The 14,254-nt window shown below is 39.8% G+C and carries 10 protein-coding genes; 8 read left to right on the forward strand and 2 right to left on the reverse strand.

Annotation, left to right across the window (positions count from 1 at the left end; all coding sequences use genetic code 11):
• Positions 1–141: 141 nt before the first annotated feature.
• The 8 genes from HH219_RS00965 to HH219_RS01000 all read left to right on the forward strand — a co-directional run bounded on the left by HH219_RS00965 (position 142) and on the right by HH219_RS01000 (position 12,752).
• Complete coding sequence (locus HH219_RS00965) at positions 142–3,453, forward strand: transglutaminase family protein (RefSeq protein ID WP_169326366.1); 3,312 nt, start codon at positions 142–144, stop codon at positions 3,451–3,453.
• A 101-nt stretch (positions 3,454–3,554) separates the two neighbouring features.
• Positions 3,555–6,071 carry a circularly permuted type 2 ATP-grasp protein gene (locus HH219_RS00970; protein ID WP_169326367.1) on the forward strand — a complete coding sequence of 839 codons (2,517 nt, stop codon included), beginning with the start codon at positions 3,555–3,557 and terminating at the stop codon, positions 6,069–6,071.
• Positions 6,068–6,946 carry a transglutaminase family protein gene (locus tag HH219_RS00975; RefSeq protein ID WP_054453477.1) on the forward strand — a complete coding sequence of 293 codons (879 nt, stop codon included), beginning with the start codon at positions 6,068–6,070 and terminating at the stop codon, positions 6,944–6,946. The genes HH219_RS00970 and HH219_RS00975 overlap by 4 nt, the downstream gene beginning before the upstream one ends.
• Before the next feature lie 42 nt (positions 6,947–6,988).
• Positions 6,989–8,443 carry a circularly permuted type 2 ATP-grasp protein gene (locus tag HH219_RS00980; RefSeq protein WP_054453479.1) on the forward strand — a complete coding sequence of 485 codons (1,455 nt, stop codon included), beginning with the start codon at positions 6,989–6,991 and terminating at the stop codon, positions 8,441–8,443.
• A 1-nt stretch (position 8,444) separates the two neighbouring features.
• Entirely contained in the window at positions 8,445–9,368 is a 924-nt protein-coding gene (locus tag HH219_RS00985; RefSeq protein WP_054203655.1) for an alpha-E domain-containing protein, read from the forward strand.
• 239 nt (positions 9,369–9,607) lie between these two features.
• Entirely contained in the window at positions 9,608–9,985 is a 378-nt protein-coding gene (locus HH219_RS00990; protein WP_054203656.1) for a BlaI/MecI/CopY family transcriptional regulator, read from the forward strand.
• Between the two features lie 4 nt (positions 9,986–9,989).
• The gene (locus tag HH219_RS00995) at positions 9,990–11,396 is read left to right on the forward strand and encodes a M23/M56 family metallopeptidase (protein ID WP_169326368.1); all 1,407 of its coding nucleotides are present in this window, start codon (positions 9,990–9,992) and stop codon (positions 11,394–11,396) included.
• Between the two features lie 69 nt (positions 11,397–11,465).
• Complete coding sequence (locus HH219_RS01000) at positions 11,466–12,752, forward strand: M23 family metallopeptidase (protein WP_169326369.1); 1,287 nt, start codon at positions 11,466–11,468, stop codon at positions 12,750–12,752.
• Between the two features lie 132 nt (positions 12,753–12,884).
• Here the strand turns inward: HH219_RS01000 and HH219_RS01005 are convergent, their stop codons facing one another.
• Positions 12,885–13,541 carry a 3-oxoacid CoA-transferase subunit B gene (locus tag HH219_RS01005; RefSeq protein WP_054453488.1) on the reverse strand — a complete coding sequence of 219 codons (657 nt, stop codon included), beginning with the start codon at positions 13,539–13,541 and terminating at the stop codon, positions 12,885–12,887.
• 12 nt (positions 13,542–13,553) lie between these two features.
• Positions 13,554–14,252: a CoA transferase subunit A gene (locus tag HH219_RS01010; RefSeq protein WP_054203660.1), complete on the reverse strand. Its 699-nt coding sequence runs from the start codon at positions 14,250–14,252 to the stop codon at positions 13,554–13,556.
• Positions 14,253–14,254: the final 2 nt, after the last annotated feature.

A 14,254-nucleotide genomic window follows, 5' to 3' on the forward strand; every position in this document is an offset into this window, starting at 1 on the left:
ATAGTCTGTGTTTTTAAGTGGCTATGTATATAAAGTACAAAACTGGTAAGTGTACTTATACAAGAATTACTGAATGAAATTAGGCCAAGTCATATTTATATGCGCTATGTTATGACTATACATTATAAAAGGGATTAATAGATGACGATTACAGTTGGTATTTCGCACCATACTCAGTACAAATACGATCGGTCAGTCAATATGGGACCGCATATATTTCGCCTTCGCCCGGCGCCTCATAGCCGAACTAAAATTAAAAGTTATTCAATAAAAATAGTACCAGAAGATCACTACATAAATTGGCAGCAAGATCCTTTTGGAAACTACCAAGCAAGGGTTGTGTTTAATAAACCGACCACAGAATTCAGTTTTACAGTTGATTTAGTCGCTGAAATGACTGTAATTAATCCGTTTGATTTCTTTTTGGAAGATTACGCAGAAGAGTTCCCATTTGTATATGATGCGGTTTCAAAATCTGAATTGGCTCCCTATCTTAAAAAACGTAAAGCCAGCCCAAAATTTTTAGAATTAATTAACTCTTTGCAGCCTAAAGAACCGTTAAGAAGCGTTGATTATCTAGTGGCCATTAATCAGGCTATATATAATTTAGTCGGTTACGGCATTCGTTTAGAGCCCGGCGTACAAACAGCAAATGAAACAATCACTAAACAAACTGGTTCATGCCGTGATTCTGCTTGGTTACTTGTGCAATTGTTTCGTCACCTAGGGCTCGCGTCTCGGTTTGTATCGGGATACTTAGTGCAATTAACTTCAGATCAAAAATCATTAGATGGGCCAAGTGGTCCCGAAGAAGATTTTACAGATTTACATGCCTGGACTGAAGTGTATATTCCGGGGGCGGGTTGGATAGGACTTGATCCTACATCAGGCTTGTTTGCAGGTGAAGGACACATACCGCTTGCTTGCACGCCTGAGCCAAGCTCAGCTGCCCCAGTTACTGGCGGCATTGACGATTGTAAATCAGAATTTAGTTTCTACAACAAAGTAACGCGTGTTCATGAAGACCCTCGAGTAACTAAACCATATTCTGAGGCGCAATGGGCTGCAATTAATCGCTTAGGTCAGCATGTTGATAATGTTTACCAAGAAGAAGACATACATCTTACTATGGGGGGCGAGCCGACATTTATTTCTATCGATGATATGGAGCATCCCCAGTGGAACACAGACGCAGATGGCAAAGAAAAGCGTGTCCTTGCGCAAAACCTATTTGTAGAAATGAACAAGGTTTACACAAAAGGCGGCTTTACGCACTATGGACAAGGTAAATGGTATCCAGGTGAACCTTTACCGCGTTGGCAGTATGCGTGTTATTGGCGCAAAGACGGTGAGCCACTCTGGCAAGATGCAACATTATTAGCGGATCCTAATAAAGACTATAAATACGATCATACAGATACCAAAAAATTCGCCGACACATTATGTGAATCGTTGGGATTAGATAATAAAGCACTCACCACGGCCTATGAAGATATTTTGTATCATATGTGGCAAGAGGCTTCTCTACCAACAGAGATAAAACCTGATCAACCTGAGTTACTTAATGCTATGAGTCGAAAAGGCTTTTTAGCAAAAATGGATAAAGGCATTGAAAAGCCTGTCGGGTATGTGCTTCCTTTGAAGTGGAATGACAGTAAAAATTGTTGGCAATCTTGTACATGGGAATTTAAACGTGGTCACTGCTTTTTATTACCGGGTGAATCACCGCTAGGCTACCGTCTACCTTTAGATAGCCTTGATTGGAGTGGCAATATAATTGATCGCGACCCATTTGATATACCAGACACCTTTAGCAAGCCTAAAAAGCTTAAAAAGGGATTTATTGGTCAAGAAATGGTAAAAACTGCGCTTGTTATGGAAGTAAGAGAGGGGCGATTATACCTGTTCATGCCGCCAACAAGTCATTTTGAACATTATATGGGACTATTAAACAGTATAGAAGCTGTTGCTAAAAAATTGAAAATGCCTTTAGTCATAGAGGGTTATAGCCCACCTAAAGATAGTCGTGTTGAGAAATATGCGGTAACGCCAGACCCCGGTGTTATTGAGGTTAATATTCATCCATCTACATCGTGGGATCAATTAGTTGACCGCACAACCACCTTATACGGCTTAGCAAAAGAATGCCGGTTAGGAACGGACAAATTTATGGCGGATGGTCGTCATACCGGAACCGGTGGCGGTAACCATGTCACTCTCGGTGGTGAAACGCCTGAACAAAGTCCGTTCTTACGTCGGCCTGATATTTTAAGAAGCTTTATTACCTATTGGCAGCACCACCCTGGTTTATCGTATCTATTTTCAGGTTTATTTATTGGGCCTACAAGCCAAGCACCTCGCGTAGATGAAGCCAGAGATGAAGTACTTTATGAGCTTGAAATTGCTTTCTCTCATATGCCAGAAGGGGAAGTGCCAGAACCTTGGCTAGTCGATAGATTACTTCGTAATTTATTAGTCGACCTAACGGGTAATACACACCGAGCAGAATTTTGTATTGATAAATTATATTCACCTGACTCAGCAACTGGGCGTTTAGGTATTGTTGAGTTTAGGGGCTTTGAAATGCCACCGCATTCACAAATGAGCCTAGTACAAATGCTGTTGCTACGAACTTTGCTTGCATGGTTTTGGAAAAAGCCTTATCACAAGCCATTAATTCGTTGGGGTACAGAATTACACGATAAATTTTTATTACCACAATATGTTGAGAACGATTTAGCAGAAGTAAGTCGTGATCTACAACAAGCTGGTTTTCAATTTCAATTAAGTTGGCTTAACCCATTTTTCGAGTTTAGGTTCCCTGTTTGTGGTACGCGTGAGCTTGATAACGTCACACTCGAATTACGAACAGCTATCGAACCTTGGCATGTACTGGGTGAAGAGGCGAGTGCCTCGGGTACAGCACGCTATGTTGATTCCTCACTTGAGCGAGTACAAATAAAAGTACAAGGGACAATGAGTGACCGCTATATCGTCAGTTGTAACGGCCGGAGAGTGCCATTGCGACCCGTAAAAGGCAAAGCAAAAGATGAAATGGTCGCTGGGATCCGATATAGAGCATGGCAGCCACCCACAGCTCTCCACCCCACAATAGGTGTTCATGCACCCTTGGTATTTGATCTGATTGATACATGGGAAGGGCGCTCTGTTGGCGGTTTTGTGTACCATGTAAGTCATGCTGGTGGTCGTAACCCTGAAACGCTTCCGGTTAACGCATTTGAGGCTGAAGGGCGCCGCGTTGCCAGGTTTTGGGAGCATGGTCATACACCATCGTTATTGGCATCTACAGAGCCTAGCTGGAGTCCTTCTGCGGTTACACATAGCTTTCAAGCTGTGCAAAATGTGAATGAATACGTAGTACCAGATGAGGAAAGTATGAATTCGGATTATCCAAATACATTAGACTTACGCAGGCAGCCAAGCTTTAAATAAGCATAGATAGTTGTTGGGAATATGCCGTTTTACTGTGTATTTCACATTGTAAAACGGCGCATTGATGTTGGCTAATTACTATAAATTGGAGCACGTTCAGCTTGTATATAAATACAAATACGATGCCAGAGTTGCCTAGCTGGTTATCTTTATATCTTAATAAAACACATGTTCATGATGAACTTGCAAATCACAGTGGCTCAAACCCAGCGCATTGGGATACCTTGTTTAACCGCTTAGCAAGTTTAACAGCGGATGATGTAAATAGTCGTGCTATTGAAATTAGGCAGCTACTTCAAAATGGTAATATAAAAAACGAAAGTAATAAGCAATGGCATTTTGACCCATTGCCTTTTATGTTATCAAAATCGGATTGGGCAATACTTGAAGAAGGCATTAAACAACGAACCCGTTTATTAAATCTAATACAGCAAGATATCTACGGCGATCAAACACTTCTCGTTGATGGGCATATTCCAGCACAGCAATTATTTCAGGATCCAAATTATTTACGTGAAGGTTTTAGTTTACCAAGTAATGAGTTATCTCTTTTCTTTACGGCGCTTGATGTTTACCGAACATCCGCGGGTGAATTTAAAGTACTTGCCGATCATTGTCAGTGCCCATTAGGTTTAGGCTTGCTACTTAAAAATCGTATTATCGCAAGACGTGTAATGGCCGAAGAGTTTGCCGATTGCAACGTTCAGCAAATCAAAGAGTTTTTAAATCTATTTCAAGAAGGGATTGATGAATATACCCATTATATGGATGACCCACGGATCGTCATTCTTACACAAGGGATCGACGATCCTAACTACAATGAACACGCTTTTCTCTCTACTTATTTTGGCTACACATTAGTACAAAGCGCCGATCTTACTGTGCGTGGTGGGGAAGTGTGTTTAAAGTCGTTGCAAGGGCTGGGGAAAGTAAATGTTATTTTGCGTTGGGTTACAGACCGTAGTATTGACTCATTAGAGCAAACAGAATATTCACTGCATGGTATTCCTGGTTTACTACAGGCAGTACGAGAAGGATCGGTTAAGGTATTAAATCCTTTTGGTAGCGGCGTATTATCGTCTTCTTCTATCAAGAGTCATCTAGCAGATTTATCACAGCACCTTCTAAAGCAGCCATTGTTACTTGGAGAGCCTAATTACTATAGTGTCTTAGAGGCTAAAAAATTATCATGGGATAATCTTGAACTGTTGTGTCATTTAAACCCGAAACTAAAGTTAGACGGGGTTCTTGATGAGCAGGAAATTAAATTACTTATTAGTAATGATCCTGATAATTATTTTTTCCAAGAAAAACCATCGTTTAGCAGTGCGCCATTTTGGCATGATGGTCAGCTAGTTGCTAGACCGGTTGTATTTCGCTGTTATGCATTAACAACAGAAAATGGCATAGAGGTTTTACCCTCAGCATTATGTTTTTCTAACGAAACAAGCAGTGATCCACACGTCTCAGGTTGGATAAAAGATACGTGGATAAATACCGCCGATCGCATTGAGGCCAGTGAGCATAATATTGCCCCGATCAGAAAAAGAATGGACGTCACTTTATTAGAAGGCGTGGTCTCAAGTCGCACGGCAGAGCATCTATTCTGGCTAGGCAGGTACTTAGAGCGATGTGAAAATACCATTCGTATTTTACGTATTTTTATCGATAAATACACTGAGCTTTCTATTTATCCCGATTTAATAAGGCAAAATATTGTAGCGAGACTTTTGAATGCGATTAATCTGCAATATATCGTGTATCCGTATATCGAACCTGATTTAACACGTGAGCTACCTGATGTTTGCTTTTCCAAAGAAGCCGCATTTAAACTGTTAGCAGATGAGCAATGCGCAGGCAGTATTGTTAATACACTCAAGTATATCGCCAATGCATCTGTACAAATACAAGAGCTATTATCTCATGATAGTCGGCGAATTATAGACAGCATTAATGATCAAATTAAAATATTTAAGAATATTAACCTCAACGTGCCAACTCGCGCTATGCAAAGTAGCTTAGATAACGTTATTGGTACGATTATGGCGTTTAATGGTTCTATCACCGATTGTATGCCAAATAGTAATGGCTGGTTTTTATTAGAAATGGGGCGACGAGTTGAACGAAGCATGCAAATAACATCGTTAAGTGCAGCTTTGTTAACTCAAGAATTAGAAGAGCCAGAAGAACTCGGTTTGCTTGAAGTTGCGCTAAGCTGCCAAGTGAGTTTAATTACGCATAAGCGTCGTTATAGAGTGTATCAAACCATTGGTACTGGGTTGGAGTTATTACTTTTAGATGCAGAGTATCCGCGTTCAATATTATTTCAATTAGAGCAAATTCATCAGCTGTGTATTCATTTACCTAATAAGCGACGTCAAGGAGTAATTGCGGCACATGAAAAAGCTATATTATTATCTAAAACAAGTTGTTATGTAACTGAAAAAGATTACTTACAAAAAAGTGATGGTGGGTTGCGTAAGCAATTAATAGAATTTAATCATAACACGCGGATGAATTTAGAAACGTTTTGCGATGTGCTGTTACTGCAATATTTTTCACATACTCAGACCGCAAACAAATTAAACTGGACTAATATTGAGCAAGCTCAATCGTGAAATATAAAATAAAACATTCAACAACCTATAACTATGCTGACTATGTCAGTTTATGTCAAAACCAAGCCCGATTAACACCAAAAACAAACCGTGGGCAAATATGCCACAGTAGTCGTATTGAAATTGAACCAACACCCAATTACATACGATCATTTAGTGATTACTTTAATAACCAAGTAACCGCATTTGAAATAGCAATACAGCATAAAAAACTCAAAGTAACTATGATTAGTGAGGTTGAGTTGTTAATCGATGCGAACGACAATTTAAAACGAGTAGACGTCCCATGGCAAGATGTACGTAATTTATTGGCTAAGCCAAATACTACTGAGCTGTTAAAAACCTCTGAGTTTGTATTACCCTCAGGGCTTATTCCTATTGATGATGGCATAAAAGACTATGCATTAATCTCGTTTAAGCCTGAAGTAACAATTATTGCCGCATGTAAAGATTTGATGGCAAGGATTTTTCATGAGTTTCATTATGATCCTGGTTTTACAACCATTAGCACCCCGTTGAGTGTTGTTTTTTCACAAAAAAGAGGCGTTTGCCAAGACTTTGCGCACTTTGCAATTGCGTGCTTGCGCAGTATTGGTTTAGCTGGAAGGTACGTCAGTGGGTATATTGAAACGATGCCGCCAGAGGGAGAAGTGAAATTAGAGGGAGCAGATGCGACTCATGCTTGGTTTGGCGTGTTTATCCCAAATATTGGCTGGGTTGATTTTGATCCTACTAACAATGTATTGCCATGCGATCAGCATATTACGCTCGCTGTAGGGCGAGATTTTTCTGATGTGACTCCTCTCAAAGGAGTCGTGTTTGGCGGCGGTAGTCAGCTACTGGACGTAGCTGTGGATATGATTCGATTAGAATAAATTAAATAACGTCATAGTAATGATGGATAAGGTGAGTAGTGTATGAAAATTGATTGGAAAGAGTACCAAACAAATGGTTTTTTTGATGAATTAATTGATGCCAAAGGAAATATCAGAACACACGGAAAACAATTAGCGCAATTCTTCTCGAGTTTATCGGCGGAAGAGCTGGTCAAAGCCAGAGCAGTTGCTGATTTAGCGATCAAAGAAATGGGCATTACTTTCACTGTTTACAATGAAGGTAACATGATCGATAGAGCATGGCCGTTTGATATCATTCCTCGTACTATTGGCAAAAAAGAATGGCAAAGTGTTGAGACTGGTTTAAAGCAGCGTGTTGAAGCACTTAATCTATTTATAGATGATTTATACCATGATCAAAAAATAATAAAAGACGGTATTTTCCCCAAAGGTTTATTAGAAAAATCGGTGAATTTTCGTAAGCAATGTGTTGGTATTAATCCGCCAAATAAAATATGGGCGCATATTTGTGGCTCAGATCTAGTACGTGATGGCAATGGCACCATGTATGTATTGGAGGATAACCTGCGTGTTCCGTCTGGGGTTTCTTATATGCTGGAAAATCGCTCTGTTATGAAGCGCGTATTTCCTGAGCTATTTGAAGAAGTGTCTATTTTACCTGTAGATGATTACCCTTCTCAGTTATTTGATATGTTAGCTGCCATGTCTCCTCGCCCAGATGATAAACCGGAGGTAGTTGTATTAACCCCGGGGGTGTTTAATTCGGCTTACTTTGAGCATTGTTACCTTGCCCAAGAGATGGGGTGTGAATTAGTTGAAGGGCGCGATCTCGTTGTTGAAAAAGACGACTGTGTATATATGAGAACAATAACAGGACTTCAACGAGTAGATGTAATTTATCGCCGTATAGATGACTTGTTTTTAGACCCAGAAGCCTTTTTACCAGAGTCTCAACTCGGCGTTGCTGGCTTAATGCGTGCCTGGTCTAAAGGCAATGTGGCTTTAGTTAATGCGCCAGGTGCAGGTGTTGCTGATGATAAGGTTGTTTATGCCTATGTTCCTGAGATGATTAAATATTACTTAGGAGAAGAGGCTAAAATTGCTAATGTACCTACATTTAAATGCCTTGATCCTAAAGAGTGTGATCATGTTATTAAAAATATAGACAAACTTGTTGTAAAACCTGCCAATGAATCAGGTGGCTACGGATTGTTGATTGGTCCCAAATCAACCAAGCAAGAGCAAGAAGCGTGCATCGCGCAAATCAAAGCAGATCCTCGCAACTGGGTCGCACAACCAACATTAGATTTATCAACGGTTCCGACATTTGATGATAATCAACCAGATGGTCGACATGTAGATTTAAGGCCGTTTATTTTATCATCAGGAAAAGACACTCAAGTTACAACGGGTGGTTTAACGCGAGTTGCAATGGTTAAGGGATCGCTCGTGGTGAATTCATCACAAGGTGGTGGCAGTAAAGACACGTGGATTGTTGACGAAGAGGCTAAATAATATGTTATCAAGAGTAGGTGAAACTTTATACTGGGTATCTCGTTACATTGAACGTGCAGAAAATATTGCCCGTCTTATCAATGTTAATAATTTACTAATGATGGACTTACCCAAAGGTGTTTGCACTGGTTGGCAACCGCTTATCGATATTATTGGTGTACGTAAAAACTATCAAGAAAACCATACTGATTTTTCTGATCAACATGCTTTAAAATATTTGCTAGTGGGACGTGACAATAGCTCATCAATTCTTAACTCTATCAGTTCGGCACGAGAAAGTGCTCGTACTATTCGAGATGTAATGCCAAGAGATGTATGGGAAGCGATAAATTCACTGTACTACTATGTCAAAGATAATCAAAACGAAGGCTTAACAAAGCGTGGTCGTTTTAATTACTTAAAAGAGATCATTGAGGCTGCCCACCAAATATTTGGTGCATTGGATGCGACGATTAACCATGATCAGGGTTATATTTTTATACGATTTGGTTCACTGATAGAGCGTGCAGATATGACTTCCAGAATATTGGATATTCGCTCGGCGACGCTTATAACAAATGAAGAAGAAGTAAAACCGTACGAAAATATTCAATGGATCAGCCTATTGCGCTCACTCAGCGCATACCAAATGTACCGCCAAGAAATGGGTGTTCGAGTACAACGTTCAGATGTTATTGAATTTGTCATGCTAAGCAAAGTGTTTCCGCGATCAATTTTATTTTGTATGAATGAATTAAAAACGTTAATTCAACAGCTACCTAATTCAGCTGATATTATTAAATCAATTGATAAAGCAACAGGCGAACTGGCCAGCGACGATGTACGTGCGTTAAAAAATGGCTTACTCCACGATTTTATTGATGAAATACAAATTAACTTAGCCGATATCCATAATGGCTTAGCTGAGACATATTTTTTAAAGTAGTGACTACTTAAGGGAACTGCGCAAATTTCAAGACTATTTAACCTGAACTAAAGAGAAGTTAATGCTCTAGCTCAGGTTAAATAGATTTTTAAACACCTCGACTCATCAGCACTATAAATCCCAAAATGATAACGCGTTATCTGTTTGTCATATTTAATGTGACAATTGTCGCAGTTTTTACTTGCCTTTGTGCGACTTATGTCGCAGTATAATTGGAATTGTGAATTTATAGGTGATTTATGCAACCAACAGCGCCAGAATTAGAAATTTTAAAGCAACTTTGGTACAAGCAACCACGTACTGCCAGAGAGCTTCATGATCATATTGCACCACTTTATGATTGGAGTTACTCATCAACTCGAAAAACCTTAGAGCGAATGGGGGAAAAAAAATTCATCTATAGTGAAGCACAAGGAAATAAGCGAATCTACTTTGCAAAGCTCGATAAAATGACGACGTTAGCACGTATCACAAAAGATTTCGCGACACGTGTACTTGAGCTCGATGGACCGCTTCCTATAGCGATGTTTGCGGACAGCAAATTGATAAGTAACACCGAGATTGATGATTTAGAAAAATTGCTAAACGATTTACAGCAGCCAGTAAAGGGAGAGTAAACGAATGAGTGTTTATGGGTTGCTAAGCACTTTTATAATCCCATTACTGGTGTGCTTTATAAGCAGTGCGGTGTTAGCAGGGTTAAGTGTATTGGTAAAAAAACATGCCAAAAGTGTTTACGAGTGGTCAAGGTTTTGGCTGTTACTCGCGGGACTTTCATTACTGCCTATACTGCCGTTGTCAATATTAGCAATTGATACGGTTATACCTGTGGCACTGCTGCAAAGTATTGAAGGTGCATCGCCCATGTTAGTAGGAACACATGCTAATTTTGATGCAGTAGAGATACACAACAATGTGTTTGTTAATAGTGTTTACTGTGTATTTGGTATTTTATTATGTTCATTTTTATACGGTTTTTACACTTTTATTACAGGAGTGGTTGCAATAAAACGCGTGATAAATAATGCTAAAAATATTACCAATCTCAGTATTTTTTCAATTAACCAACAAGCTTTTATTATGAAAAAGCATATAAATATCAAAGTAAGTGAAATAAACCATTCACCATTTGTATTTGGCTTGTTTTCCCATGTACTTGTATTACCCAATACAATTGAAAAAATGTCACCTGTGCAGCAGCAACTCTTGTTAGAGCATGAACTAATGCACATACATCGTAATGACAATCGCACTGTACTATTGTTTCGGCTTATCTGTTGTGTATTTTGGTTTAACCCTTTTATAAAATGGTTTGAACGACGGTTTTTAATGGCCATGGAATTAAACTGTGACGCAGCTGTATTGGCAAAAAACCCAGATCATAAAATGGATTATGCCAAAACATTATTGGTTAGCTTAAGGTTAAACAAAGCGATTATCCCACAAGCCAGCAGCTCTTTCTTTGGCGATCCTCTAGGCAGTAAAGCCGAATTTGAACAACGGATCCGAGCTGCCATGTTGGATCAACCCCGATTTAGATTTAAAATACAGAATGTATTTATCCTGCTGTGCTTTTGCGTTATATCGTCAGGTTTTATGGTGTTTGCACAATCGCCAAATATGACTGTCAATGAAGAGAAAGGGTTTAACCCTGTAATGACAGGTTGGATCAGCTCTGATTTTGATGATGTAAATAGTTTTCGTGGCGATAAACCCCATCAAGGCATTGATTTTGCTGCGCCCACAGGTACAAATATTATTGCAAGCTTTAGTGGCAAAGTGATTATTGCTGATAATACGAGTCTGCACAAAAATTACGGCACTGTGATTCTAATTGAGCACAATGATCGTAAACAATCTCTGTATGCGCATTTAAGTGCCCTTAATGTTAAAACCGGCCAGATGGTTAAATCAGGCGATGTAATTGGCAAGGTAGGGCAAACAGGGCGCACAACGGGGCCTCATCTACATTTTGAGCTATTAGAAAATAATCAACGTCTCAATCCCAATTTATATTTAAACCTGTAGCGCTTTAATAATGATTACCTCAGGGCATGCCCTGGGGATCACTGCGCCCAAAATTTAATAGAGAGAATTATGAAAAGCTTTATTTTTATATGCTTGGTACTTTTGTGTGCCTGTACTGATCCCAGTATTAATCGCGTACCTGAGAAGAGTTGCTGCACAGTACACAGCGATAAATCAGTGAATAATTACAACGTGAATGACAATCGAGAAAAATTGCTCGTTAAAAAAACTAAGCAGACAATAGCGCTTGCCAAAGGGCATACATTGGCGCATTTACTCACGCCTTATGGTTTAACTGCGCAAGAAATTTGGCAAATAGCTGAGCAACTAGAGCCAGTCTATCCAGCCAATAAATTACACGCAGGTGAACAATTTACCGTGTATCTTGAGCAAGGGGTTCTACAAAAAGTGACTTTTTTTGCTGCGTTTGCAAAGCGTATTGTGATAGAAAAGCAAGCTGTAAACTGGCAAGTTACAACCCAAAAGTTGGCAACCACAACTGCCACCATTTATGTTACTGCACGTGTTGAAACGAGCTTATATAAAAGTGCCTTAGAAAATAATATACCGGTGAATGTGATCCAGCAGTTTCTACTTCTGTATTCGTATACGGTCGATTTTCAACGTGAGCTGCGCAGGGGCGACCAATTCGCTGTTATTTATAAACAACACGCTTTAGTGGAAAATCCAGCGATAACGAAACTTGCAAGTATTGAATTCACAAAATTAGTATTAGGTAATAAAACCTCTCGTTTATACGCCTTTGCTGATAAACAAGGTAACAATGATTTTTATAATGACGCTGGGCGTAAAATGGGTAGTTTTTTAATGAAAACCCCCTTAGATGGAGCGCGATTATCATCTTACTTTGGTAAACGAAAGCACCCTGTATTAGGTTATACACGTATTCACAAGGGCATTGATTTTGGAGCCCCGATTGGGACACCTATCTTTGCTGCAGGGAAAGGTGTAATCACCAAAGCTGGCCGAGAAGGGTCTTTTGGTAACGTAGTAAAAATAAAACATGCAAGGGGTTATCTGACTTTATATGCGCACCTTAACGGGTTTGCAAAGGGAATTAAAAAGGGGGGGCACGTAAAACAAGGGCAAACAATCGGCTATTTAGGCAATACCGGACTCAGCCAAGCTAGGCATCTGCATTATGAAATACATAAGCATGGGCGTGCAATCGATCCACTTCGCATTAAAGACAGTGGCGGTGAAACACTAAAAGATAAAAGCTTGTCCGCTTTTCTTACCACTAAAAAAACGCTTGATGAGTTAATCGACTTGTATGAACAGTCAGCGCCCCCTCGTTTGGCAGATAAATATGAGAATCATCATATCAGTGAATAGTCGTTAGTATTAAGTATTACGAATTTGTAAAAATTAATAGACAAAAAAAATCCCTCTTGCGAGGGATTTTGGGTAACTCAGCGCCATTGGCACTGGGAATGAGGTCGGTACAGAGTGAAATTAAGAGTTAGTTTAAAAAACCATCTCTGGGATTTCACCATCAACAAGTAATTTACCTGCTGTTTTACTAATTATTTCATCGACAGATACACCAGGTGCGCGTTCTAGCAGATGAAAAGCGCCGTCTCTAACTTCAAGTACGGCTAAATCTGTTACTATTTTCTTTACACAATTAACGCCAGTTAAAGGTAATGAGCAACTTTCTAAAAGTTTTGAATCTCCATGCTTACTTGCATGAGTCATAGTAACGATAATATTTTTTGCACCAGCGACAAGGTCCATCGCGCCGCCCATGCCTTTAATCAGCTTTTTTGGGATCATCCACGATGCTATGCTGCCGTTCTGGTCAACTTCAAATGCACCTAAGACTGTTAAGTCTACATGACCACCACGGATCATTGCAAAACTATCTGCACTATTAAATATGGCCGCACCTTTGGCTGCTGTCACGGTTTCTTTACCCGCGTTGATCATATCTGCGTCAAGTTCTGCTTTTGTTGGGTATTGACCCATGCCGAGTAAGCCATTTTCAGACTGTAACATCACTTCAATATGATCTGGTACATAGTTAGCTACCAAAGTAGGAATACCAATACCGAGATTGACGTAATAACCGTCTTGTAGTTCTTGTGCAACGCGCATTGCGACTTGTTCACGTGATAATGCCATGATTATTGCTCCTTAATCGCGAGTGGTGACACGTTCAATGCGTTTTTCAAAGCTGCCTTTGATCACGCGATTAACAAAAATACCAGGGGTATGAATTTGGCTTGGCTCAAGTTCACCTGGTTCAACAATTTCTTCAACCTCAGCGACGGTTATTTTACCCGCTGTTGCGGCCATTGGGTTAAAATTCATGGCAGTGTGGCGAAATACTAAATTACCATAGCGGTCTGCTTTCCATGCTTTAACAATAGCAAATTCACCGGTAATTGATTCTTCTAGTATATAAGGACGACCATTAAATTCTTTAACGTCTTTGCCTTCGGCTACAGGCGTACCATAACCAGTGGCTGTATAAAACGCGGGGATACCAGCACCGCCAGCACGCATTTTTTCTGCAAGTGTGCCTTGAGGTGTTAGTTCTACGTCTATTTCACCGCTTAATAATTGTTGTTCGAATAGGGCGTTTTCACCCACGTAGGAAGCAATAATTTTTTTAATTTGTTTGTCATGCAATAATAAGCCTAAACCAAAATCGTCTACACCACAGTTATTAGACACAACGGTCAAGTCGGTGGTTTTTTTACGTTTGATTTCGCTAATTAGCCCTTCAGGGATCCCGCATAAACCAAAACCACCAGCGATAATAGTATCGCCATCTTTTAAGCCTTCCATTGCAGCTTCATAACTTGAAACTACTTTATCGAAACCGGCCATGG

The sequence above is a fragment of the Pseudoalteromonas sp. NEC-BIFX-2020_015 genome, from assembly GCF_012952265.1.
Classification (GTDB): domain Bacteria; phylum Pseudomonadota; class Gammaproteobacteria; order Enterobacterales; family Alteromonadaceae; genus Pseudoalteromonas; species Pseudoalteromonas neustonica.